Source organism: Microcoleus sp. AT3-D2, from assembly GCF_036705715.1.
In the GTDB taxonomy this organism is placed as follows: Bacteria; Cyanobacteriota; Cyanobacteriia; order Cyanobacteriales; family Microcoleaceae; genus Microcoleus.
Genome location: NZ_JAUBVE010000018.1, coordinates 71,178 through 96,471, shown reverse-complemented (window position 1 = coordinate 96,471; position 25,294 = coordinate 71,178). Strand labels below are relative to the sequence as shown.

The window sequence follows — 25,294 nt, the reverse complement described above, 5'->3', positions numbered from 1 at the left end:
CAAATTTAGATATTTTGTACCCAAACTGACCCTTAAAAGCAATTTTGCCACAAGCCCCCGTCTGAGCAGCTCTGCAGCCAGCAAAAAGCAAAAAGCTCCCCCTCCTCATCGACAGCCACCGGATTTATCCGTAGCGAATATTAAATCTAAAATCTAAAATCTAAAATCGGATGACTGAAGCCACAACCCCACCTGCCGCCCGCACAGATATTCTCAATGTTCGCCTCCCCGGTTGCAAGGATTTGCAGATGCTTGCTGTTGACCAAACGGGCATCATTCAAGAAGTTTGGCCAATGGACGCTGTATTTAAACGGATTTGTCCTCCCGATTTGCAAGTGCTTGATGTAGCAGGCGATTGGCTTTCTCTAGGCGGTGTTGACTTGCAGATTAACGGCGCCATGGGTTTTGCTTTTCCCGATTTAGAAAACAAGCATATTGAAATTTTGCCAAAAATTTGTCAATTTTTGTGGAATCAGGGAGTCGATGCTTTTTTGCCGACTTTGGTGACAACTTCGCTGGATAAGTTTAGGCGATCGCTCTCGACTATAGCTGATTATATCCGCACTGTACAAACCGCCGATCACGCAAGAATTAAACCCAAAACAGCGGAAATTCTCGGCGTTCATCTCGAAGGCCCTTTTCTCAACCCCCTGAAGCGAGGCGCTCACCCAGTTGAGTTTTTGCTACCGCTAACTATAGAAAATGTCAAGCGAGTTTTAGGAGATTGTGCCGATATTGTCAAAATAATTACTTTAGCGCCGGAGTTAGACAGCACTGGCGAAGTCATTTCCTATTTGCAAAGTTTGGGAATTTCCGTCAGTCTTGGACACTCCCAAGCGACGGCTGAGCAGGCACAGCAAGCATTTGAGCGGGGAGCTTCAATGGTAACTCACGCTTTTAATGCGATGCCGAGTTTGCACCACCGAGAACCGGGTTTATTGGGAGCGGCGATTGTTTATCCGGGCGTAAAATGCGGTTTAATTGCCGACGGCAAGCACGTTTCTCCGACAATGATTGATTTTTTGCTACGCGCTGGTAGGTATCAAAAAGGCGTTTTTTTAGTGAGCGATGCTTTGGCTCCTTTGGGTTTGCCTGACGGTGTTTATCCTTGGGATTCCCGACAAATTGAAGTCAGAAAAGGTACAGCTTGGGTAAGATTAGATTACCACTCGCCCCTGGAATCTGCTACTTTGGCAGGTACAACTCTGCCGCTGTTGGCGGGAGTTCAGAATTTGGTGGAGTGGGGAATTTGCGATGCCGAAAGTGCGATCGCCCTGGCAACTGAATCTCCGAGAAGGGCGATCGGAATTTCGGGAATTATTGGCAAATCGGCAAGTCAATTGTTGCGCTGGAATTTAAATGCTGCGACAAAGCAATTGACTTGGCATCGGTTATTTTAACCTGTTATACCATTTTAAATTAAAGAATTGATGGAGTGGGAATGTGCTAACTGGTATTACCCGATCGATTTTAGATTTTAGATGTGCCGTTTTAATCTAAAATCTCAAATCGCAAATCTAAAATAGGTTGTTGCGATTTGCACATTTTCCGAACCGGATTGCTATATAATGTCTAACCGTTGGCAATAACTCAGCAGCAGGCAGATCGATGAATTTGGTAGACGACAAGACTATAGTTAGACAGTATTTTAACTCAACGGGATTCGATCGCTGGCAGCGAATTTACGGCGACGGCAAAGTCAATAAAGTTCAGCTAGACATCCGCACCGGGCACCAGAAAACGGTGGATACAGTCATCGAATGGCTGCAAGCTGACGGGAATTTATCCGGGCTTTGTGTCTGCGATGCCGGCTGCGGTGTGGGATCTCTGAGCATTCCTCTGGCTGACGCTGGGGCAATTGTTTGCGCTAGCGATATCTCAGAAAAAATGGTAGCAGAAGCTTACGATCGATCGACAGCAGTTCCCGGCAAGCTCTACAACATCTCCTTCGCAGCCCAAGATTTGGAAGCTTTAACCGGCAAATTCCACACAGTGATTTGTTTGGACGTGCTAATCCACTATCCTCAAAATAAGGCTGCAGAAATGATCGCTCACCTAAGTTCGATCGCCGAATCGCGACTAATTCTTAGTTTTGCACCCAAAACATTAGCACTTACCGCCCTCAAAAAAATTGGTGAACTTTTCCCCGGCCCGAGCAAAACTACCCGGGCTTACCAGCACCGCGAAGCTGATATTATCAAAATCTTAGAAAGCAATGGTTTTGTTATTAACAGAACAGCGATGACTAGCACTAGCTTTTACTATTCTCGCTTGCTGGAAGCTGTGCGGAAATAGATTAAAAATATTTGCAAAAAAGCTAATTTCTCATCAGCCTAGGGTGCGCCTAGCGCACCTTCCCTTCCCAGAGTTAGGCCAGTGAACCTCCATACTCTGCGATTGCTTCGCTCCCGCTGGCAATGACCAATACGGCAGGCACCGCGCACTTTCTCGCTCAACAATTAGATGTTTTCCCTCTTCCTTCTTCCTTCTTCCTTCTTCCTTCTTCCTTCTTCCTAACATCCGTTACATCCCGTACATTGCTCGTTGCCGAACTTCCTTCTTTGCAATTCAATAAATATTATGTCAACGCTAATTTTAATTCGCATTTTTATAGCAGCCGCAGCCGTATTCGGAGGTTTATCCGTTGCAGGCGGTGCTTTCGCCTCCCACGCTTTGAAAAATCAATTGAGCGATCGAGCTTTAACCATTTTTGAGACCGGCGCCCGATATCAAATGTACCATGCCCTGGCTCTATTACTCGTCGCTTTACTCTTGAGCCGCGCCCAAGAGTCTCAAACCTTTTTTGCAGTGGCTGGATGGGGTTTTATTGCCGGCACTATCATCTTTTCAGGCAGTTTGTACGCCCTGAGTTTGACTGACATCAAATGGCTGGGTGCAATTACGCCCCTGGGCGGAGTTGCTTTTATTGTCGGTTGGGGGTGTTTGGCAGTCGCTGCTTTTAATTTTAAATAGGCAACTGGTAAATTTTGAGGCAATTGGCAATTGGCAATTGGCAATTGGCAATTATCTAATTATCAAACACATCCCTGGAAAACAGCTCTGTCAAAGTACGCAAGTAAGGTACAAATACCGTTAGATCTTCAGCAGGAAGCCGCTCGCATATTTCCCAAAACAAAATCAGCAGCATATCCTGCACTAACTCCCAACTTACATGAAGTTTCGGGTACAACATCACGCAAATTGGAAACAATTCTTGTTGTACCGGGTGAATGCTACCTTCCAAAACGCACCAGCACAAATAGCTTTGAAAAATCTCGACATCCCGAATACCAGAAATTTTTACCTCGCGATCGTTCAAATACCCGCTGCTGCTGCGGTATCCTTGATGCTGGGCACTAGCTCGATCGTACACTGCACTAGCAATCTGAGTCGTCTGCTGCAACAAATGCTGAACGGCTAATAGAGATATTGAATTCGGGGGCTGATTCGCCGCAGCCTCGTTAATTTCTCCGTAGGGAATGTGCAGGTAGTCGTCTACAACTTTTAAGTAGGGCGCAAATTCCGCTCGCTCTGACTCCCAAAGACATCCTAACAAGATTTTGCTAGTGTATTGAAACTGCATTGTCACAAATCCCAGCACTAACGGATCTGTCTCTGAGTATTTTCGCCTCACTTTGATAATATCTTTTCCCACCAGCACTGACAAGCGGAAAACAGGTTCTCTATCCGCATAAGCGTCTATTGCTTTCCGATATAAGGTGCGAGAATCACCGGGAATTTCTAAAGAATTAATTAAACTTGGATCGATCGCGTGCCGCTCTATTTGTTTCCCGAAAAGAGCTTCTACTCTACTCCAAGCTATCTCGCTGGCTAAGTTTAGGGTATCTGTCAATTTTTCAACTATTGGGGCTCTATTCCCCTCAAAATTAGTTAAATCGAGGCTTGGGAGAATTTGACGTGGCGCTTGGTTCTCTCGTGTCGCAACTGTACTGTAATATTTTTTTGCCCAGCTAACTGCGAAGGAAGAAACGCTGACACCTTGAGCTTTTGGGAGTTTGTCAGTGTCGGGTCCGGTAATACCTTGGGACGCCTGACTTGGGCCGTGTTGAAGTTGGTCGGCTGCTGGTAAAGATTTTGAAGATATTTGTGAAATACCCGTCATGATAAACCTCGTTTTTTTATTAAGTCGCACTCGATCGATTCCCCTAATTTTTAACGTTGTTAACTACAATTTTCTGCATTTGTACGCTGATAGTCATCAGCCATTACGCTTAAAGCTATAAGCCATTTGGCTCGACTGCCTGCATCTTTTATAAGTTGCACGTTAATAACGTTATTTATTGTGCGAGCGATCACCATCACCCTGTGATCGCGATCCTAATTATTTTTTTGACCTATAAAGAGGACGAGAAGTAAATTTAATTTGTCTTAAAATCTGATAATTAAAGTCAAATCTGCCTCAAAAAAAACTGCTGCTTGAAATACTTTATCTTTGTTTTGAAGCGCTTTGGTCGATCGCCCTAATTTCTTAAAGAAGCTAGGCTACAGCACGATCTAGCGATGACTTTGGTTAATTTATTTCTATAGCTGAATTAGAAATGTATTGTGAGTCGGGCGATTGTTAGGAAACCCTAACAAATTTAATAATCGGCTTTTCTAAATAAAAAATTAAATTTAAGATTAGGATGAGATTTATGTGCATTTCGTTAAGACTATTGCCAGGGCCGTTTTTTGGGATCAGTTTTTTAGCTTCCCCGTGAAGCGAAGCTATCCCGTAGGGAATCGCCCGCAATTGATCGTTGTCCATTCGATCGACCACCTACCCTTCAAAACCACAATTAGCGAGTGACTCGCCCGGTAGCCCGCACATTTTGCCAAATCCGGCGGGTTCGAGTCCTCTGCCGGAGGCGGAAGCCTGTCCCTACAACGAGAGGATTAGGCTGATGCGGGCCCCACGGGCGATCAATCCTCACAAACAGCACGGCCGGTATGTCTTTAAGGCTATGCCTTCGGGTAGGATTAGTAGGACGAGAGGAAGTGGATAAAATGAGCGCTAGCAGCAATTCAACAGAAATTAAGTTCGGAACCGATGGGTGGCGAGGACTGATTGCCCATGACTTTACTTTTGCCAACGTGCGAAAAGTCACCCGGGCGATCGCCAGTTACCTAGAAACCGCTTACACCAAAGACCGCCCAGTTCTAGTCTCCTACGATACCCGCTTTCTGGCAGACGAGTTCGCCCGCACCTCAGCGGAAGTATTGGCAGATTTGGGATGGACGGTGAAAGTGGTCGATCGAGATTGCCCCACACCAGTCATCGCCTACAGCGCCAAGCATCTCAACTCCGCAGGAGCCCTGATGTTCACGGCTTCCCACAATCCCGCACCTTACTGCGGCATCAAATACATCCCCGACTACGCGGGCCCGGCAACCCCGGAAATTACCGATACAATTGTGGCCAATATTGCTGGTGCTTCTGATGCCCCAGCCAAAGGCAGCCACAACGATAAAATCTCCAGTTTTGACCCGAAACCCGAATATCTGAAGTTTCTTTATACTTTGATCGATGTGGAGCGGATTCGCTCGGCTAAGTTGAAGGTGAAGTACGACGCTCTGTACTCGACTTCTCGCGGCTATCTCGACGGCGTTTTGGAACACTGCGGCTGCGATGTCGAAAGTTTTCATACCTACCGCGACGTGCTGTTTGGTGGCGGAATGCCCGAGCCCAAGGGGGAACAGTTAGTTGAGTTGGTGGAAGCTGTTAAGAAGGATTCGGCGGATTTGGGTTTAGCTACCGATGGCGACAGCGATCGCTTTGGTATTGTTGACGAGTTGGGAAATGTCTTGACTCCCAATACTGTACTGTTGCTGCTGGCGCGTCACTTGGTGAAGAATAAAGGCTTGACTGGGGCGATCGTCCGTACAGTCGCAACTACCCACTTGCTGGACAATTTGGCCGCTAAGTACGGTTTAACAATCTACGAAACTGCAGTCGGTTTTAAATACATCGGCGAAAAAATGCGGGAAACTGCGGTGCTCATCGGTGGGGAAGAATCGGGCGGTTTGAGCGTTTTGGGTCACATTCCTGAAAAAGACGGGATTTTGGCTGATATGCTAGTTGCTGAGGCGATCGCCTATGAAGGCAAACCGCTTTCTCAGCTAGTCGAAGAAGCAATTAAAGAAGCCAACGGCCCCCTGTACAACAAACGTTTGGACTTGCACCTAGAAGAAGCCCACAAAGCAGCCGTTTTGGAATCTTTTACCAAGAATCCCCCCACAGAAGTAGCAGGTATCGGCGTTAAGGAAATCGGCCGCAAAGACGGGATTAAACTTTATCTTGAAGACGGTGGCTGGGTACTGCTGCGGCCTTCGGGAACCGAACCCTTGATGCGCGTTTACATGGAAACCAATTCCGTGGAAAAAGAAAGCCAAGTTGCCCAACACATGGAAAAGGTAATTTCTCAGTTAGAACCTGTTTAATTTTCTACCTATTCCAACGGGGGTTTTTCCCCTAGCGCTTGAGATTGTGAGGTGCGCCAAGCGCACCTTACGTATTTTTTGATAACTCTCGCAAAGCCTCTGAACATTAATCATCGATACTGCTGGGCCAGTTATATATTTGCAATCGACTTGGATTTGTTTAAGTTTGGGAAGCGTAAATTTATTTATGTTTGTTAATTTTTTAATTAATTAAAAAAATTCTCTATTTTTTCCCTCTCTACTTGACTTTTCCCCTAATGTTATTCTATATTATTAAATAATTGGGTGTTGGCAAAAAGAAAATTTTTACACAGATTTAGATTATAAAACAAGTATACAAGTTAAATTATTAGCCTGTCAACCAGTTTATGAAAACAATTCCTCTGCTCGCCATTAGTTTTTTAGTAGCAATTTTAGTAAGCGCGATCGGCATTATCTCAGTGCAGAATGCCGCCCCAGTATCCTTAAACTTTATCTTTTTTCAATCGATACAACTGCCCGTAGGAGTAGTATTGGCAATGAGCATGAGTGCAGGACTGATCGGAGCTGCGCTACTGCAACCGCTGTGGAACCTTTCAGATTCCCAAAACTCACGTCCTAAATTTCAGGCAAATCCAGAAGAATCCGACACCGTACAATATTAAATAGATTTGATCCCTTAGAGGGAATATACCTGGCCGTCAATCAGCAGCCGAGTAATTCCCTTAGCTAACAAATAAGGCGCTGCTTTTTGCAGCATACTGCTGTCAGGAATCTTGAAAACCCTTTGATTGCGAGTAGCAAATCGGCGGGCCACTCGGTGATTGTCAAAAACGGCCAGGGTTTTCTCGCGAATTTCCGCCGGCGGAATTTGACCCAGTTCGCCAAAAGCTTTTAGAGGTCTGGTGATTAACTCGGCCGCCCGATCGACTACCAAATAACAAATTTTGGGCAGAGATGCTTCGCTTAAAGGCAAAACTTGAATCAGTCCTGTACCCCGAAGCTCGTTAGCGAAGCTCTCGAAGAGGATCGACTCGCCCGACGATAGTGAACCCAGGAGACGGCCTTCAAATACAGAGTCTTCATCGTCTAAATCTTCGTCGAAGTCGTCATCTAAATCGTCTTCATCCTCATCCTCATCCTCATCCTCGTCATCTTCCTCGAAATCCCTAAAGTCTTCACCTGCCAGCAGAAGGGCTGCTGGCAGCATTGCCTTTTGTTCACCACCAGTCACAACAGCGTGGTGGCTTTGATCTGCAGTGACTGCTTGGGCATCTGGCACATCAGAAACATCCAAATCCGACTCTACATTCCCTCGAATTTCGAGTTCTGCAACTGGTTCAGGGGCTGATCCAGAACGCTTTCGTATCGTCGGTCTCGAATTTGAGGCTGACTGCTGGACAGGGGCTGACTCCGACAGGGGGACACCTACAGGATCGGTTTCGCCATCGGCCGACGACTCAGTAGTCCTCTCTGTCGGTTCAGAAACACTTGTGCGATCGGACAAACGCTTTTGTTTTTGCTGCACTAGAAATTCGTATTCCGGCTCCGACAAAGCCCCCTGAATGATGCGCCTCACAGTCGAACTGCTCACTCCGTAGCGCTTTGCCAGAGTGACAGTATTCTCGTTTGACTGTCGGTACAGCCTGATGAGTTCGCGTTTGTCTGAATCGGAGAGTTTTGTAGGCGTCATGCCAAGTTTTCCAGCAAAAAGACGTGAAAAGACCCAGGCTAGCAGTCAGCGAACTGTGATTTTTCATTTTCGATTTCAAGCTCACAGATGCCGACAAGGGCAAAACAGCTTTCGCGTCCCCATCGCTTGCCAAAGCAACCCTAATCTCAAATCGCTAGGCTGCGCGACGACTGCGCCTGCTCTGGCGAGAACGGTTTGAGATGTCATGTTCCAAGATAGCTCCAATCCCAAACAGGATGCCGCTGAAAACAAAAAAGATTTCCAGCAAACTGCCGCTTTGATAAGTACCCTCAGCCTGAGTATCGCGCCATTTAAAGTACATATCTGCGATGTAAAGCGAAAAAGTTGCAGCCGCAATCATCCTCCAAGATTGGGAAAAACGTCCTCCCCAAAACGCCAGCAGCAATGCAGTAGCAATAATCAGCAGAAAAACGTCCCCGACGATGTAAAACAAATTGATTGCATTTTTGTGAGGCGCCAGTTGCTCGTCAAGTGCCATCACCCATCCCGGAGCTTTGATTTCTGCTTCTGCTTCTTCTTCTTCGGGTGCGGATGCAGCATCAGTCGCTGCTGCTTTTGGCTGTATCTTGGACGAATTGTCCAAAGCAGGCGCTCTTCCTGTGGTAGCGCTTGCTGGTGCAGATTCTGTCACTACTTCTTGAGTGGCTGCCGGAGCCATTCCTAGCTGGACCCTCCAAGAGTCCGGTGCAGCAACCCATATAGCTACAGCAATCCCCAAGGCTGCAATTGCCGCTAACAAAGCCCACTGCCCAATTTCTAGATTCAGCCGCTTGGAAGTCACGGCTAGAACCATGCCCCAGATCAGTACCACATAGCTGGCCAGATAAAACGCATCGGCAGGAGACACGTCCGGGTCTAACTCGAAATAGAGTTCCCAAATCCCGAACAGCAGGTTGCCTAGGAAATAGAACAGCATCCCCAGACCAATGCCCAGCCAGACGTTGCGCCCGCTGACCATGTGCGGGCTTTGCCAGTTTCTAAAACAGACTAAAGCTGCTCCCAAGAATGCTCCGCATTCAAAAACAAAAGTGCCGATCGAGTACCACAGAGGTAAACCCTCTTCTGCTGAGAGGGGGACGCTGAACAGCAAAAAGAACAGCAGCGCCGTGACAGCCCAGACAATGCCCGCAATCACTAGGGTCTGAGCTGACAGTAAAGATGAAGATGTAGATGACTTTTCTGAAGTGCTACTCATAGGGATTCCACGAGACCTAACTAGCGGTTGAACGCACCCCATCTCAATATTTGATTGTAGATGAGGATTCTTTCGCAAAAGAACCTTTGCCTGACGCTCCCGGAACAACTGGCGTCCTCAGCGTGTCGTTGGGACTTTTGCCCTCGTACACTCTAGAAAGACTAAGCAAGAATAATATCTATTTACTAATTCAAGGAATTAGTCGTTAGTCGATCTTGTACCCGGAAATATAATGATAGAAATACGGTATATGTCTCCACCCTTAAGGCTTTTACACTACCCCATCTATCTCTGAAATTCCACCCTCAAATGTTGAGGTATCTGTTTTTTGCTTTCACACTCCCCCACTCATATCAATGATTGTGGGTGGGGACTGCGATCGAAACTTAGTTAAATTGCCAGACCATAGGTGGCATCCAAACCGAATCAACAATTTGGTTGGTCAATACAAGTTGGCCATCCAACCTGTATATCGCGTACCCCCTACAGTGCAATTATCTAAGCTCAATTATCTGGGCCCAATTGTCTGAGCAATTGTCACAGATTTTCTATCCTGCGATCCACAACTTGTTGAGGGCTGATTGTTTCAGCCAATCTAGAAACTGAGTCCGATCCGGTGCTGGCATATCTTGCAGCACATCGCTCACTCCCTCCGCGAAGTCCGTATTGCCAAAATATGATTTGCCCAGACGGTGGAGTTCTTGCAATAAGGTCTTGAGATGCTGCTCTTGCCAAGGAGGCACCTTGTGATTTTGCAAGGGACTAACGGTTAGCCAGTTTTTTATCGCATCAGGGGAGTCTGCCTGGGGGAAGTTTCCCTGCTGAAATACCTTGGCGATATCTTTCTGAAACGATGTGGCTTGCCTTGCGCCTAAGAGGTCTTCTACATCGAAGTAAACAGCTTGGAGGAGCAGCAGACAAGCCTGCGCGAACAGTGGTGCTTTGGCTGCTTCATTCCCTGCCGGTTCTTCACCGGCAAGCTGATCTAAACGGACTTTTCCCCAGACGCTATATCTATCCGGCTCTTCTAGCAGAACACAGGCTTTGCCTCGGTTGTCGGTTAAGTCCCGCCACAAGGCTCTGGCGTCTTCTGCTTGCTTGCCGTTGAAGGCGCTGATCAGGCGAAAAGTCTGCCCCTGATAATTGAGAATGGGAATTTGTTGATCCCGTTTTGGGTGTTGAAAATTGGTTATTTCAACATCCTGCCGTTTCAGAATAAACATGACACTGCGATTTGACTCCTGTCATGGCCGAGGTGCTGTGCTTTTGACACTCCCCATGCCTAGAGGCGAGGGGATTCTTGATTCAGCGAGTCCACTTAAATTAGCAGGATTGCTCCCGATCACCCAGAGATGGTTCTCTCCTCAAGCGTTCCGATACTTTTTTGCTAACAAATGCTAACAAATATCTAAGCTGAGATTGTCTCTCAGCCTTGGCGTATAAATCTATGCACGAAGGAAAATCCCCCGCGCACAATTTACGACTGCTGTACTGGCAACGCTTGATTTTAGCGCTCGTGCCGAGCGGGCGATTGACTGTTTTGCTTTGATGCCGTAGAGGAAGCTTATATAGAGGCTCCGTACCATCAGGGATTTTCACCTGAGTCTTTCAATCCTAGTTCTACCACATTTTTATGAAATATCAAGTCGAGTAGAATGTTAGCCAACATAACTCAATATCAGCAAATTATTCATTCGGGCTCAACTCATACCTCAAATCAGGCCTCAAATCAGGCAGGGGACGATCTCTGGTTTTGCGGTAATGCGGTCAGCGTTTTAGGCTTTGCCACTAGGGGATGTTAACATAACTAATAGAGATATTGGAAAAAGTACCTGTGACTCTTTTCCTGTCTGAGCTCCGTCTTAATTTGGGGAGATATCCGATAGACCAAATATGGGGGTTTCAACTCGACCTCTAAATACTTTACCCGACTTCACGTCCTACCTAGTTTTGATTGTAAATTTACAATTGTGCTGTTTGCAGGTGAGTCCCTCCAGCTTTTGTCAGATACAGTCTTGGAGGCAAAGGCACTCTCATCACCTTGGTCTTTTTCCCGAATCATCGCGCTGCACGCCATATTTTTGTACATCAAAGCGGTTTCTGCGTAAGTCATCACATAATTTACTTGCTCGATCGCACAGTGCACCGATACAATAATCTTGTTAGCGATTTTTGAGTTGGGTGCGTAACTCAGTTGGATAGAGTAGCTGCCTTCTAAGCAGCGAGCCGCAGGTTCAAGTCCTGCCGTACCCGTTACACAAATTTAATGAGATCGAGGGTTTCAGCAGTTTTATCCCGCCAAGAAAAGAGAGGCTGAGATCTTATTTGCTTCGGATTTGTTTCGGATTCGGGCATCCAAAACAAATCCGAAGCAAAAGCCCCACCTGCCAAACCGGGCGAATCTTCCTGCTTCTGGCCGATCGACACTGCTACCTTTCTGAATATAGGTTTGCCACAGCCGATGTGGTATCATAAAAAGTCTATTGTGTCAATAGCCTAGATCCTGTGATGTTCAAACAGCACCAGCAGCAGGTTTTGGGCCGAGTAGCCCTCAGGGGTTATCCTTAGTAATCAGGCTAGTTTCCGATAGGTTTGGATATGTTCCCAACAACTCTATTTCATATTCCCCAAAATTTAATGCTATTACTCGACCGCAGCGCGATCGACCGATTAAAGCCCCTATTGGCGCAAGCAACCGGAATGCCTATAGTTGCATCGGAAAATACGGCAACAATTGCGCTCGTATTGGTTGCTCTGGGAATTCTGGGTTGGGGATTTTATCGCGCCAGACCTTTTGGCAAACTGGGAATTTTGGCTTGGTTGCAATCTGTTGCGCTGATGAGTCCCTGGCTGCTGTTCTTTGGTTTGTTCGCCGCCGGAATTTACCTCAATCTAGTTGCGGTATTGTTGCTGCTGGTGGCATCCACGGGATTATACATTTATCTAGGCCGACAATTGCGTAAGGCTGCATCGGATGCAGTGCTGCCGCGGCAGGATGTTGCTGAGGTAAATTCCCAAAGTGATGCTTTCTCCACTCCTGAGTCGCAGCGACCACCAGGCCCAGAAACCATTAAAATCGTCACTTCCTCGCCTGCGAATAATGAATCAGAAATAATTCCCGTTCCAGTGGAAGACCTCAAGGCAATTAAAGGCATATTTGGAATTGATACTTTCTTTGCCACAGAAACAATTCCCTATCAAGATGGGGTAATTCTCAAAGGCAATCTCCGGGGAGACCCAGAACAAGTACACTCACGTTTGACGGCAAGTTTGGAAGAAAGATTAAACGATCGCTACCGTCTATTTTTAGTAGAAAATCAGGACGACAAGCCCGTAGTTATTATCTTGCCCAGCAGCAACGACCCGCAGCCAACAACCGTGTCTCAAAAAATCCTAGCAGTTGTGCTGCTGCTGGCAACAATTGCTACTAGCTTAGAGACAGGCGGTTTGCTGCTAGGTTTCGATTTCTTTAACTCGCCGGCTAGATATCTAGAAGTTCTGCCAATTGCAGCCGGAATTTGGGCGGTTTTAGGCTCTGGGGAAATTGCTCGCCGAGTGCTGGCAAATCAGTACAAGGTTGGCTTGAGTTGGCCGTTTTTTATACCAACTTTGCAGATAGGTTGTTTTGGAGCGATCGACCGTTTTGAGTCGCTGCTGCCCAACCGTAAAGTTTTGTTTGACATCGCTTTTGCCGGGTCAGCGGCTGGGGGAATAGTTTCTGTGCTAATGCTGGTAACGGGTTTGCTGCTGTCTCACCCCGGCAGTTTGTTTCAAATTCCCGCAGAATTTTTCAAGGGCTCGGTTTTGGTGGGAACTTTGGCAAAAGTGGTTTTGGGTTCGGCGTTGCAGCAGCAGATTGTTGACGTTCACCCGCTGGTAGTTATCGGTTGGTTGGGCTTGGTAATAACGGCGATTAATTTGATGCCGGCGGGACAGTTGGACGGGGGTAGAATCGTGCAAGCCATCTACGGTCGGAAAATAGCCAGTCGCACTACTTTAGCGACTTTTGTGGTGCTGGCCATCGTTTCTTTAGTTAATCCTTTGGCTCTGTATTGGGCGATCGTGATTCTGATTTTACAGCGGAATTTGGAGCGGCCGAGCCTCAACGAGCTGACTGAGCCTGACGACGCTCGCGCGGCTTTGGGTTTGCTAGCTTTGTTCTTGATGATTGCTGCCCTGTTGCCTTTGACTCCGGCTTTGGCTGGCCGTCTGGGAATCGGGAACTAGCAGTAGTCGGGCATCTTTGGTAATAGGCTCTTGGGTTGCGGTAAATTAGTGGAATCTAGGAATTGAGCGATCAAACTGGGAACTGAAGGGCGATCGGGTTTCTAACTACTAATTTCCAATTAAGACCCCCGCCCAGGGCAATTTATCTACTACCAAAAGTTGATTTTTTTATAACCCAAAATTTGTTTAAACTTGATCGATTAAGTTTAAATAACTTATCTGAGCCTATAGGATAAAGTCATGGCTAATCAACTTCCTCCTGTATTGGTAACTTTTGATGCAGATGTTTTAATGACTGGCAGAACCCAAGTGTGGCAAGAATATTCCAAAGTGGGAACTTGCTATATCCCGGAAGTAGTGTACGACGAAATAGATCGTCTGACAGGGCAAGCTGTGGAAAAAGCTCAAGAGCAAGTAGCTAGAGAATTTATGCGATTTTTTGCCGACAGCGGCTGGATTGCAACTGACGCTCAGGAAACACACCGAGCTCTCGAACCTTCGATCAAAAATCAAAGCAAGCCAGCAATGCTGGTGGTGGCCACGGCTCAGTGCGTTTACGGTTTGGCGACCGAACACCCGGAGGCATTGGTGATTTTTGTGTCCAACAGCCAGCCTCTGCTGAAGCGGCTGGCTTCTGTAGGCGCTACGAATCTCTGCGGGATTACCGGGGCGATGCTGTTAAATTGGGCGAGGAAAGGGGAACGCCCGCCGGCGGCAACTCAGCAATTGCAAAGTTTGATGCGTACCCTCGCCGAACGCAAATCGACTCAGCGCTCTAACAGCAGAATTCAGGATGCTGCTGTAGGGACAACGGGGACTTCTGGTAGCCAGTTAACGGGGACGCGCGGCGCTTCTGAATTGAAGTCGGCTAGCAGTTTTACTAAAACTAATAAAACGGGTTTGACTGAGAAGCGCAGTGCGAGTTCGCGCCCCAAAACACCGCGGCGTAATCGCGAGGAGGCGAGAGATTACGAGCCGGCTGTATATCGCATGAAACATATTACACCTCCGAAAAAAAGGGACAGCGGTTTTCTGTCTACTGTGTTCAATTTTTTGGGAGCGTTATTTTTCTTGACGGTAGCGGTGGGTATTTTGTGGCGAGTGTTCGATGTTAGGGGTTTTAGAAAGACTTTTGTGCCGGCTCTACCGCAGCCTGTGCAACAATTTGTTAAGTCGATCGACCCTAAATAATCTGGTTTGCTGAAAATTCTACCTTCAGATCCGGCTGAATTCTGCCTTCGGAAACTGGGATAGCACGCTTGGTTAACAAATCGGTTCGCTACCCTAAATATAGCGGTAAGCTGCTTGTGGCGTACGCTACGTTTAGAGTTCCTGGCCTGAGTCCGCTGGGAATTTTCAACGGCTACTATCACAACAGAAGATGAACGCTTCACTTTACCGAGCAAAAAATGCCTCGCCATGCTGAACGGGAATGAAATAATTAGTGGATTAGCACTGGCTTTTGGGGGTTTTGCTTATGCTTTAGTCTTTTTTGTTCTTCTTCCCTTCAGACAGTACGATTATGCAGCACCACTTGCGGCTATAGCAATGGCGATCGCCCTTACTGTAGCAATGAATTTGCTACTATCTGCATCGTTGCTAACTGGCTGGAGTTGGGTGGCTGCATTATTTGGTTTTCAGGTAGCCCTCATATTTTTTGGTAGCGTTTTTTTGGAAGATGGGCTGTACCTGCCAAATTTGTTGTTTTTGGGAACTATGATCGTAGGATATGTGAGCGTTTATACCAGTTTTTCACAACAAAAAACACTGGTAATTGTGGGTTTATGTACAGTATTTTTCCTAGCTTTAATGTACTTCTCTTTGATTGGTGGCTATGTGATCAAAGGCAAAAATCCGTTTCAGGGTTCTTCTACCCAGATGCTGCCGCTGTTGAATCAAAGGGTAGAAATTATCACCGACAATCCCAAACAATTTTATTTGAATCGTAAAACTGGCGAACTCACGCATATTTACCGTTATGAGGTGACTGTGAAACTAGATTCTGGAGGAGACGAGAGATTGATGTGGCCCTATGTCGATGTTTGGTGGCAGGATATTAAGGCTGCTAGCGAACAGAAATTGCAGTAATTTATATCGTTTCTGGTTGCATCGGAATAATACAATTGAGTCAACAGTTAACACTCAACCATTCAGTTTTTTGACCCAGAGTCAATCGATTTTCGATTTTCGATTTTCGATTTTCGATTGAAGCATTGACCCCACGGATAAATTCGGGGGGCAAGTTTCATCGGATACAGGTTTTTTCTTTCTCCACCGATGAATGCGGGGGCTTGCATCTTGGATGCTTTCGGTCAACAATCAACAGTCAACAGTAAACAATCATCAGGAGTGCAACCGGAATTGATATCATTCACTATTTAAAGCTGGTGCTGTTCCTTCTACAGGTCGAATAATGGCCGGTTTGTTGGTAGATTGTTGCTGAAACAGTGCCTTGAGTGCCAAGTCAAGATTTTCTGCCATGACTATGCGGTTTTCGTAGACAGCAATAACTCTGACTAAAGTTGGTAAACTATTGCGCTCTGCTTCTAAGTAAAGAGGTTCCACATACAGTAAAGATTGTTCGATAGGAATTACTAATAAGTTTCCTTGAATGGCTTTTGAACCCTGGCGATTCCAGAGAGATATTTGTTCGGAAATAACTGGATCTTGGTTAATTAAAGCTTCTATTTGTTCCGGACCGTAAACTAATCGCTGTTTGGGGAACAGATACAACAGCAATTTTCCGTAATTGCCACCATCAGATCGCCCTGCAATCCAAGCAATTAAATTGTTGCGGCTTACTGGTGTAAATGGCAGCAGCAAAATAAATTCTTCTTCTGTTTCCGTTGGCAGTTTCGTAATCAAATAATACGGTGCTACGGGCTGCTGTTCGCTGCCATAAATTTCACGGGGAACTCGCCACAAATCCTCCCGATTGTAAAATACTTGCGGGTCTTCCATATGATAAGCTAGCAAGCGTTCGGATTGAATGCTCAACAAATCTACTGGGTATCTGATATGTGTGCGGAGAGCCGGAGGCATTTTGTCAAGGGGTTTGAAGAGTCCGGGAAAGATAGCAATCCAACTGTTAATAATGGGATCGGAGGGATAGGCAACGTAGAAGTCAACAGACCCGTTGTAGGCATCAATCACTACTTTGACGGAGTTGCGGATGTAGTTAAACTCATGATTTCCCGGGTCAGAATACGGATAGCCAGGGCTCGCTGTGTAGGCATCGATAATCCAGTAAAGATAGTTGGGAGATTTATCAGTAGCCGAGGGTGAAGGTTTAATCTTGTTGCCATTGTCCTCCCTGGCTTTTTCTATGTCATCATTGCTAAGATTGGCGTTTGCTACTACTAAATACGGGTCGGAATCGTAGCGCAAAAAAGGAGCGATCGCCCGGACTCTTTTATTAATATTTCGGCGGTACAGCAATTTAGTTTCTGGCGTAAAATTGCGGGTAAGCGCCATTTGCCAATTTTTGAGATAATTAGCAAACAGCAAGCGCCGCCACATAGGACCGATCGCAATTCCGCCCCTACCGCTGTAAGTATTGTAAACATTTTCTTCGCCACTGGGATAGTCGAATTCAGCGACTTGTGTGGGCGCCATCACGTCTGTATCGGTGATTTCGCCGTAGTAAATTCGCGGGAAGCCGATCGGAATACTGGCCCGAATTCGATCGCTAGTGACTTCCAAAGCAGTCTCTCCTTTCTGGGCTGCAACTCCAATATCTTTGACAAAATAATCGGGTAAACCGCCGACACCGACTCTGTTTACGGGAGAAAGAGTAAAGCCGTAACCGTGAGTGTAAACTAAATGTTCGTTCACCCAAGTTTGAGCATCGGGGGCAACTGCTGTGTAATCTAATTCCCGCGCTGCCAGAAACACTTGTTGGCTTTCCGAATCTCCCTTTTGTGCTTTTTCATTTTTGATTGTGTAGCGATCGATATCGGCATCAGGAAATGTATAATATGGTCTGATTTGCTGTAACTGTCGGGTGGTTTGCAGCAGCGGTCGCTTGTCCCACAGGCGGATGTTGCTGATAGTAAGTTGATTTTTTTCTAAGTCGGCATAAGTAAGTTTTCCGGCGGGATCGAAAGTTTTTATTTCGATTGTGTTGAGGTCAAAGGCTTCTTGAGTAAAGGCAATGCTGCGCTGGATATATGGCTTCTCTCGTGCTAGTTCGTTGGGTCTAACTAGGAGTTGCTGCACAATTTGTGGCAGGAAAACTCCCAAAAAACTTAAAGTTAGCCACGCTAAAATAATCTTTTTTATGAGTTCATTTTTAATTTTGAATTGGTAAACCTGGCACAGCATCAAAAGTGCGATCGCCCCCGCCAAAATACTCAAAAATCCATACCAGGGCAGCCGCACCGTCACGTCAGCATAATTCGCCCCGTAAGTAACGTCTCCCCGCGAATACAGCAATGCGTAGCGCCCCAGCCAGTAGCGGAATGCGGCGGCTAGCATTGAAGCTGCACCCAACCCGTACAAGTGCCGCTGCTGTGATCGAGAAAACCCCAAAAATCTCCCTTGACTCAGGCTATTTCCTGACAGCAAATATGTTAAAGCACAAGATACTAAACTGTACCAAAATACAACTGTCAGCCAGAAGCCTAGTAAATCTAAAATTGGCAAAATAAATACATAAAAGCTAATATTTTGATTAAAAAGAGGGTCGGTTGTGTTAAAATTAGTAGGGTGAAAACATTGCAAAACATTGGTCCAGCGACTGGTGGCAATAAGCCCGATCGCCAAACTGAGAAAAAGGGCGATCGCCTGCAGCAAAAAATCAGGCTTAATTGCCACAGCTAAAATTGTCCCCAGCAGCAAGCCCAACTGCCACCAGTGAGAAAATAGCTGCACCCCTATTTGTTGGATTGACTCAATTCCCAACTGCACAGGCGACGCAGGTAAATTGTCAGCTATACCCAAATAGGTGATGCTGCTTGCAGCTAACAGCCCGCAGTGAATTACTATAAAAGTTGCGATCGAACTCAATCCAAATACTGCCAACAGCAGCCAGGAAAAGGTTATTTGGGATTTAGCAACAGGTAATTCGTAATTCTTCTCCGTTTTGTTCGCCCTCAGTGAAGCGAATAGCGCCTCCGCAACCGGCGATTTCATTTCCTCTGCGGGATGTTGCAGGCGGCGGGCTAAAGCCAAATTTCCTAGCAAAAAGGCAGAAGAAACAGCAATTGCGATCGCCCCCAGCAACCCTTGAGTTGTCAGCTTTAACAGAAAAACCTGAAGATATCCAACCTCCTGAAACCAGAGAATTTCTGCCGCAATGCGGGAGGCAAACTCAACAACCAGCCACAGCCCCGCAATCAGTAGGATTATTTGATAAATTCGCCTATTAGTCATTAGTTATTAGTCATTAGTTATTGGTTGAATGATAACTGATATCAGGTTCGAGCAATTTACCCTCCCGAATGATACTTTTGCCGCAAGGGTTGGAGGCATTTTTATTCATGGTAATTGACCGGAAATAATATGACTCCTGCTTTCGGGTCAATGGCTAACTGCTTTTCTGTCAACTGGCTAATGACTAATGACTAATGACCAATGACTAATGACAAACTAGCTGTACTGCTGATTGACATCCACATCCAAATTAAACAGTGTTTGCAAAGTTTGCATAGCTTGCCGCCGCGCCTCAATATCCTGCTGAGCGCGTAACTGTACCATCGGATCGTGCAAAATCTTATTCACAATCCCCCTTGTTAAAGATTCAATCACATCTTGATGTTTCTCCGAAAATTCCGAACCCAGACGCGATAAAGCTTTTTCTAACTCTTGTTCCCGAATCAATTCTATCTTATCCCGCAAACAGCTAATAGTAGGAACAGTTTCCAGACTGCGCCACCAGAGATCAAAAGCCTCTACTTCCTGTTCCAGCAAGCCCTGAGCTTCCATTGCCATTTTGCGGCGGCTTTCGTGATTTTGAGCTACCACTGCTTTCAAGTCGTCCACATTAAACGATCGCACATTAGCGAGTTCGTTCGCATCCGAGTCAATGTTGCGCGGCACAGAAATATCCACCAACATCAAAGGGCGATTCGGGTCTAAAACCGCTTCCAATTTAGCTTTATTTAACAGCGGATCGGTAGCTGCCGTACTGGTAAAAACCAAGTCAGAAGCGGCAATTACCTGCATCATTTCCGAGAGTTGATACAGGTGCAATTGAGCATCTTTAAACTGACCGGCCAACTCCAGGGCACCCCGCACAGAGCGGTTAACGATCGAAATATGGCTAGCTCCTTTTGAGAGCAAATGCTGCACCAAAAGCCGCGACATTTTGCCAGCACCAATAATTGCAATTTTGCTGCTTGCTAAATGCTGACCCTTCATTTGAGCCAATTCTGCCGCCGCCGAACTGATAGAAACTGCACCGGTACCGATGCTAGTTTCCGTGCGAACTCGCTTCCCTGCTGTGAGAGCTTGCTTAAACAAGCGCTCTAAAATTCTGCCTACACCTTTGTACTGCTGGGCGAGTTTGTGAGTTTGTTTCACCTGAGCCAAAATTTGTCCTTCTCCGAGCACCAAACTGTCGAGGCCAGAAGCCACTCGCATCAAGTGCATCACCGCATCTTCGTGCAGCAAAATAAACAGGTGAGGGCGCAAAGACTGCAAAGGAACTTTACTGCATTCCGAAAGGAACTGAATAACCTCTCGCACACCAGGCTCCGACTCGCTGGTAACAATATAAATCTCTAAGCGGTTGCAAGTGCTGAGGATGGCAACCTCTTGAATGTGCGGATAGCCACGCAATTGGGCGATCGCGGCTTCAACTTTCTGTTCTGGAATGCTCAGTTTTTCGCGAACTTCAACCGGCGCTGTTTTGTGGCTGAGACCTATGACTGCAATATTCATATCTGTGATTTGTCACTATTTCTTGCTTAGGTGTTAACAGTCACCTGTTATTAGTTATTAGTTTATCGCTAATTGCTAATCACCGGTGACTGTTAACCGTTAACTGTTAATTGTTAACATTTAACTGTTAACCACTAACTAATCACTAATTCAATTGCAGAGATTTAGGCTGGTCAAACATATGGATTGTATCCACAAACCGAGCAGTCTTCGACTGAGAAGAAATTACCAAACTTTCAGTGCGAGCGCCGCCGCCAAAGAAGCGAACTCCATCCATCAGCGTTCCGGGGGTAATCCCGCAAGCTGCAAACAGAACTGTTTCTCCCGATGCCAGCTCTTCAGCATTGTAAATCTTGTCTGGGTCTGTGATGCCCATCTCTTTCAGGCGGGCGATATTGCTCTCTTTGCTTTCACCGATCAAACCAGTTTTTACGACAGCCGGATCGTAAATTAACTGCCCTTGGAAGTGACCGCCCAAACAGCGCATTGCTGCTGCGGAAATCACACCTTCCGGTGCTGCACCAATACCCATAAGTGCGTGGATGTTGGAACCAGAAAACGCGCAAGAAATCGCTGCCGAAACGTCGCCGTCGCTGATCAGCCGAACTCTTGCACCCGCTTCCCGAATTTCCTTAATTAAACCTTTGTGCCGATCGCGATCCATCACGACCACTACCAAATCTTCAATACTGCGGCCGAGGCAATCAGAGATAATTTTGAGGTTTTGAGTCGGCGTTTTGCGAATATCTACATGATTCTTAGCAGCCGCAGGAGCAGCCAATTTGTTCATGTAAAAATCCGGTGCCGCAAACAAACCACCTTTTTCAGAGATTGCCAAAACTGCCATCGAACCGTTTTGACCGTAAGCTACCAGGTTAGTACCTTCGCAGGGGTCCACAGCGATATCAATTTCGATCAATTCATCTATGTTGCAGACATCTTTGGCATCTTCGCGGGTACAAATACCTACTTGTTCACCGATGTAAAGCATGGGTGCGTCATCGCGTTCGCCTTCGCCGATGACGATGCGGCCGCGCATATGAATTTTGTTCATGCGCTCCCGCATGGCTTCTACAGCCACTCTGTCGGCTTCATCTTTTTCGCCTTTGCCCATCAAGCGAGCGGAGGCGATGGCTGCCTGCTCAACTACTTCGATAATCTCTAAACCGATTACATTGTCCACGAACTAGATCCTCTCAACTGCTGATGCGTGCCTTGTGCTCTTTTGCACTCCCAGCAATCAAGTTTATCAGAGGCGGGGATCTGTGCGAGCGCAAGCAGTTGGTTAGTTTGTGTTAACTTTTGCTTCTTTGAGACTGGGGCTGGAAAATCTGATCCCAACAAGCTCAAAGATCGATCGCAATACTTCACTCTTGCTTGGAAGATCGCACGCTAGCCCCGTCTGAGGGCTAAATCGCGGACTCCAGAGGCTCCGGGGGAGCGATCGGCTGTTTCAGGCAACTTGTCATTCCGAGTGCCGTTAAAGGTTTTATGATTAGTTTGCGATCGCACGATTTCTCAGAAACCTAGTTGCTAGACCGGATTTATCGTTACTAAACCCAACATTTTGGTGGAAACCGGGTTTCTGAGGGTAAGTCCTAATGACGATCGCAAATCAAATGGACAGCCCCAAATCGGGACGCAGTAGACTTTATCAGCGGGAAGGAATAAAAAATGATGATGAAAGCCCAAGATATTATGACAACAGAAGTTGTTACCATTCGCGGTTCGGCAACTGTAGCTGAAGCGGTGGCGATGATGAACGAACTGTGTTTGCGCGCGTTAATTGTGGAACGCCGCCACGAACAAGACGCCTACGGAATTGTGACGGAAACGGATATTGTTTACAAAGTAACAGCCTACGGAGTAGACCCGCAGAAAGTCCGCGTCTTCGAGATTATGACCAAACCGTGCATCACGGTGAATCCCGACCTGGGCGTGGAATACGTGGCGAGGCTGTTCGCCAATACCCGAATCCGCCGAGCTCCGGTGATTAAAGACAAACTGCTGGGCATTATTTCGGTAACGGATATCTTGACAAAAAGCGATTTTGTCGAGAAGCCGAAAAGTATTTTATTTGAGGAACAAATCGAACAGGCGATCGCGGATGCCAGAACTATCTGTGCCGAGAAAGGGGCTACCTCTAGAGAGTGCGCGGTAGCGTGGGATATTGTAGAGGAAATGCAGGCTGAGGCTTCTCACCAGCGATCGATGAAGCTTGAAAAAACGGCTTTTGACGAGTATTGCGAGGAAAATCCCGAGGCGGCTGAAGCCCGGATGTACGACAGTTAATTTAGTTATGAGTCCTTAGCCATTAGTTATTAGTTATCAACTCTTATTTAGGGATTGATAACTAATAACTAATTATCGGAAATAGCTTTTTTTCGCCTCGCCTCACGAAAAATAAAAATCTTAAGTGTTTGGCCCAATCATATAAAACACGTTCAGCTTATTCCCATCTAGATCCCGAAAATATCCCACATAAAACCCCGGTAACGTGCCTCTTGACCCCACTGCTCCTTCATCCTTAGCGCCAAGTTCGATCGCTTTGTTATAAACTAAGTTGACTTTTTCTGGACTGTCAACTTGAAGTGCGATCATTACGCCATTACCAACAGTTGCTTCGTTGCCATCAAAGGGTTTTGCAACAGCAAATCCTGGCATCTCTGGAGAAACGCTCCATGCGATAAATCGGTCGAATTCCATGAATCGTTGAGCGCCAATTTCCGCAAGCAAAGTATCATAAAACTTGGCTGCACGTTCAAGATTGTTGGTGCCGACTGTAACGTATCCAATCATATTTTTTGTCCTCTAACTGATGTTAAGATAAAAAAATGTTTGAGCAAATAACAACTGAGTTAAACTGATCCTTAGAAAACCAAAGCTACAACTCAAACATCATTTTACATCATAACTGACACTATCTCGGTGTTGTCCGCTCCCATCATTTATTGCCGATCGCTAATACATTCGGGAGTGTCTCTACTTGGACTGTTGACGATCGCACTTACGACCTTTGCTTTCATCGCTTCGGAAGCATAGGGCTTTAACAAGGGCAAAACTTCCTGAGCATTTTTAACAGCAGGATCGAGCCACTGTTCCCAATCGCTGTCGGGGAGAATCACCGGCATTCGATCGTGCATCGGCTGCACTGTTTCGTTAGCAGCGGTAGTAATTATACTGCAAGATACAATGTTTTCTTTTTCTGGAGATTCCCAATTTTCCCACAAACCGGCAAAAGCAAAAGGTTCCCCATCTGCCTTTTGAAAATAGTAAGGCTGTTTGTTCTTTCCCTGCTGTTGCCATTCGTAGAAACCGTCAGCGACTATCAAACATCGCCTGTGCTTGATGGCGCTGCGAAAAGCAGGTTTTTCGGCTACAGTTTCCGATCGCGCGTTAATCATCTTGCTGCCTATTTTCATGTCTTTTGCCCAACTTGGAATCAAACCCCAGCGCATAAATTGGAACTGTCGCTGCATTTGCTCTTGAGAAACTGTGACTGTGGCAACTGATTGAGTTGGGGCGATATTGTATCGCGGTTTGATGTCGGGAACTGCCGAAAGTTTGAAGAATTCGGCTATGATTTGACCTGAAGTAGTTAAAGTGTATCGTCCACACATAATTTATAATTGGTATTAACAAAAAGGTAGATTGGGATTTACCGTTGGGCGGGGCGGGTTTTCTAGATTATGCGTGTTAGGCAATAATTGTTGGTAAAACCCGCCCCTACGAGACATCGCGATTTACCGTTGGGCGGGGCGGGTTTTGGAGATTATTCGTGTTAGGCAAAGATGGTTTGTAAAACCCCACCCTACTAGACATTGCTAAATTGTGGAACATTCGCAGACAACCATTCGGCGCGCAACTTTTCAATCGCTAATTCTTTGAATTTAGCTTCTACTTCAATCCACGGAGCCTGATAATAGCAATTAGGCATTTCTGTAATTAAATCGCTGTGGCGCGGATCGGCAAAAAATTCTCTGCCATTCGATATGTGCACTAATTGCCATTCAGGAACCGACCAACTTGTGCGGGCTGCTGCGAGCATTTCGGCAACGCTGGGATCGTCGTAAGTTTCTAAATGTTCGTGAATGACGTGGTGGTGGGCATCAAAAACCATTGGTACGCCGGTATCGAGACAAACTTCTAAAATTTCCGAGGAACTGTAAGCGTATTCGTCATTTTCAAAGGTTAAGCGCGATCGAATTGATTCGGGTAAATCGCGGATGACTGATTTGAGCTGCGAAGTGCGATCGCTCTTGCCGCCGTGAATGTTCATCAGTGCCTGGGGCGATCGGGGCTGTCCCAACATATCTAAAATTAAAGCATGAGTGGCAAGAATTTTAATGCTGTTTTCAACTACAGAAAGCTTGTCGGAACTGAGGACGACAAATTGATCCGGGTGGAGTACCAAGCGGATGCCCAAAGAAAGAGCGCGATCGCCGATAATCCGCAATTCCTCAGTCATGGAGTGTAGCACTGCTTCCCCCAAATCTGTATCTGCAAAAGGGAACAGTGCGGAAGTCATGCGGTAGAGCTTAATTTGATTAGCACAACAGAAGTCGATCGCTTTGTCAAGCCGTTTTAAGTTGTCTGCATAAAGCTCGCGCAATACAGTTTCTTGTTCAGTTTCCGAAAGCTGTAAAAGTCGCTTCCGCGTGACAGTGCGAAAGCGAACTTCATTGGATGTTGTAATGCAGACTAACCCCAATTCCGGCAATTTGTCTTTTTGAAATAGTTGGTTAATCTCGCTCATTTCTCAATAATTCCTAACTTGAATTTTAGAGGTTAGATAGTTTTGTAGTAAGGACTTTAGTCCTTGGTTCTGAAGCTGTGATATCAATTCCGGCTGTATC

General features: G+C 46.3%; 20 protein-coding genes and 1 tRNA gene. 10 read left to right on the top strand and 11 right to left on the bottom strand.

What is annotated here, in order from left to right:
• Nucleotides 1-170: 170 nt before the first annotated feature.
• The 3 genes from nagA to QUB44_RS11035 all read left to right on the top strand — a co-directional run bounded on the left by nagA (nt 171) and on the right by QUB44_RS11035 (nt 2,973).
• Nucleotides 171-1,400, top strand: a complete 1,230-nt coding sequence (gene nagA, locus QUB44_RS11045; protein ID WP_333366668.1) for an N-acetylglucosamine-6-phosphate deacetylase — start codon at nt 171-173, stop codon at nt 1,398-1,400.
• A 208-nt stretch (nt 1,401-1,608) separates the two neighbouring features.
• Nucleotides 1,609-2,295 (top strand): magnesium protoporphyrin IX methyltransferase, encoded by a 687-nt coding sequence (bchM, locus tag QUB44_RS11040; protein ID WP_333366666.1) that lies wholly within the window; start codon nt 1,609-1,611, stop codon nt 2,293-2,295.
• Between the two features lie 285 nt (nt 2,296-2,580).
• Nucleotides 2,581-2,973 (top strand): DUF423 domain-containing protein, encoded by a 393-nt coding sequence (locus QUB44_RS11035; protein WP_333366664.1) that lies wholly within the window; start codon nt 2,581-2,583, stop codon nt 2,971-2,973.
• 55 nt (nt 2,974-3,028) lie between these two features.
• On the opposite strand, the gene QUB44_RS11030 is transcribed toward QUB44_RS11035, so the two are convergent.
• A complete protein-coding gene (locus tag QUB44_RS11030; protein ID WP_333366662.1) occupies nt 3,029-4,123 on the bottom strand; it encodes a hypothetical protein in 1,095 nt (364 codons plus the stop codon).
• 459 nt (nt 4,124-4,582) lie between these two features.
• Nucleotides 4,583-4,768 (bottom strand): hypothetical protein, encoded by a 186-nt coding sequence (locus tag QUB44_RS11025; RefSeq protein WP_333163972.1) that lies wholly within the window; start codon nt 4,766-4,768, stop codon nt 4,583-4,585.
• Between the two features lie 239 nt (nt 4,769-5,007).
• Between QUB44_RS11025 and QUB44_RS11020 the strand changes: the two genes are divergently transcribed.
• Both QUB44_RS11020 and QUB44_RS11015 read left to right on the top strand, forming a co-directional pair.
• Nucleotides 5,008-6,441 (top strand): phosphoglucomutase/phosphomannomutase family protein, encoded by a 1,434-nt coding sequence (locus QUB44_RS11020; RefSeq protein ID WP_333366661.1) that lies wholly within the window; start codon nt 5,008-5,010, stop codon nt 6,439-6,441.
• Between the two features lie 368 nt (nt 6,442-6,809).
• Nucleotides 6,810-7,085 carry a LapA family protein gene (locus QUB44_RS11015; RefSeq protein ID WP_333366659.1) on the top strand — a complete coding sequence of 92 codons (276 nt, stop codon included), beginning with the start codon at nt 6,810-6,812 and terminating at the stop codon, nt 7,083-7,085.
• A gap of 14 nt (nt 7,086-7,099) precedes the next feature.
• Here QUB44_RS11015 and QUB44_RS11010 read toward each other — a convergent pair whose 3' ends face one another.
• From QUB44_RS11010 to QUB44_RS11000, 3 genes are all read right to left on the bottom strand, one after another.
• The gene (locus QUB44_RS11010) at nt 7,100-8,113 is read right to left on the bottom strand and encodes a hypothetical protein (RefSeq protein ID WP_333366657.1); all 1,014 of its coding nucleotides are present in this window, start codon (nt 8,111-8,113) and stop codon (nt 7,100-7,102) included.
• A gap of 154 nt (nt 8,114-8,267) precedes the next feature.
• Nucleotides 8,268-9,329 carry a hypothetical protein gene (locus QUB44_RS11005; protein ID WP_333366654.1) on the bottom strand — a complete coding sequence of 354 codons (1,062 nt, stop codon included), beginning with the start codon at nt 9,327-9,329 and terminating at the stop codon, nt 8,268-8,270.
• A gap of 548 nt (nt 9,330-9,877) precedes the next feature.
• A complete protein-coding gene (locus tag QUB44_RS11000; RefSeq protein WP_333055855.1) occupies nt 9,878-10,552 on the bottom strand; it encodes an Npun_F0813 family protein in 675 nt (224 codons plus the stop codon).
• 956 nt (nt 10,553-11,508) lie between these two features.
• Between QUB44_RS11000 and QUB44_RS10995 the strand changes: the two genes are divergently transcribed.
• From QUB44_RS10995 to QUB44_RS10980, 4 genes are all read left to right on the top strand, one after another.
• Nucleotides 11,509-11,582 (top strand) — tRNA-Arg (locus QUB44_RS10995).
• A gap of 447 nt (nt 11,583-12,029) precedes the next feature.
• Nucleotides 12,030-13,556, top strand: a complete 1,527-nt coding sequence (locus QUB44_RS10990) for a site-2 protease family protein (RefSeq protein ID WP_445299887.1) — start codon at nt 12,030-12,032, stop codon at nt 13,554-13,556.
• A 240-nt stretch (nt 13,557-13,796) separates the two neighbouring features.
• A complete protein-coding gene (locus QUB44_RS10985) occupies nt 13,797-14,747 on the top strand; it encodes a PIN domain-containing protein (RefSeq protein WP_333366647.1) in 951 nt (316 codons plus the stop codon).
• A 228-nt stretch (nt 14,748-14,975) separates the two neighbouring features.
• On the top strand, nt 14,976-15,644 hold the full coding sequence (locus QUB44_RS10980) for a hypothetical protein (protein ID WP_333366644.1): 669 nt from the start codon (nt 14,976-14,978) through the stop codon (nt 15,642-15,644).
• Between the two features lie 279 nt (nt 15,645-15,923).
• Here QUB44_RS10980 and QUB44_RS10975 read toward each other — a convergent pair whose 3' ends face one another.
• From QUB44_RS10975 to glpX, 3 genes are all read right to left on the bottom strand, one after another.
• Nucleotides 15,924-18,929 (bottom strand): UPF0182 family protein, encoded by a 3,006-nt coding sequence (locus QUB44_RS10975; RefSeq protein WP_333366641.1) that lies wholly within the window; start codon nt 18,927-18,929, stop codon nt 15,924-15,926.
• Between the two features lie 216 nt (nt 18,930-19,145).
• Nucleotides 19,146-20,438 (bottom strand): glutamyl-tRNA reductase, encoded by a 1,293-nt coding sequence (locus QUB44_RS10970; protein ID WP_333366639.1) that lies wholly within the window; start codon nt 20,436-20,438, stop codon nt 19,146-19,148.
• 145 nt (nt 20,439-20,583) lie between these two features.
• On the bottom strand, nt 20,584-21,621 hold the full coding sequence (glpX, locus tag QUB44_RS10965) for a class II fructose-bisphosphatase (RefSeq protein ID WP_333163996.1): 1,038 nt from the start codon (nt 21,619-21,621) through the stop codon (nt 20,584-20,586).
• Nucleotides 21,622-22,112: 491 nt separating this feature from the next.
• Between glpX and QUB44_RS10960 the strand changes: the two genes are divergently transcribed.
• Nucleotides 22,113-22,730, top strand: a complete 618-nt coding sequence (locus QUB44_RS10960) for a CP12 domain-containing protein (protein ID WP_333366638.1) — start codon at nt 22,113-22,115, stop codon at nt 22,728-22,730.
• A 120-nt stretch (nt 22,731-22,850) separates the two neighbouring features.
• Here the strand turns inward: QUB44_RS10960 and QUB44_RS10955 are convergent, their stop codons facing one another.
• The 3 genes from QUB44_RS10955 to uvsE form a co-directional block, all read right to left on the bottom strand.
• Entirely contained in the window at nt 22,851-23,237 is a 387-nt protein-coding gene (locus tag QUB44_RS10955; protein ID WP_333114010.1) for a VOC family protein, read from the bottom strand.
• 149 nt (nt 23,238-23,386) lie between these two features.
• On the bottom strand, nt 23,387-24,058 hold the full coding sequence (locus QUB44_RS10950) for an SOS response-associated peptidase (protein ID WP_333366637.1): 672 nt from the start codon (nt 24,056-24,058) through the stop codon (nt 23,387-23,389).
• 194 nt (nt 24,059-24,252) lie between these two features.
• On the bottom strand, nt 24,253-25,194 hold the full coding sequence (gene uvsE / locus QUB44_RS10945; RefSeq protein WP_333164013.1) for a UV DNA damage repair endonuclease UvsE: 942 nt from the start codon (nt 25,192-25,194) through the stop codon (nt 24,253-24,255).
• Nucleotides 25,195-25,294: the final 100 nt, after the last annotated feature.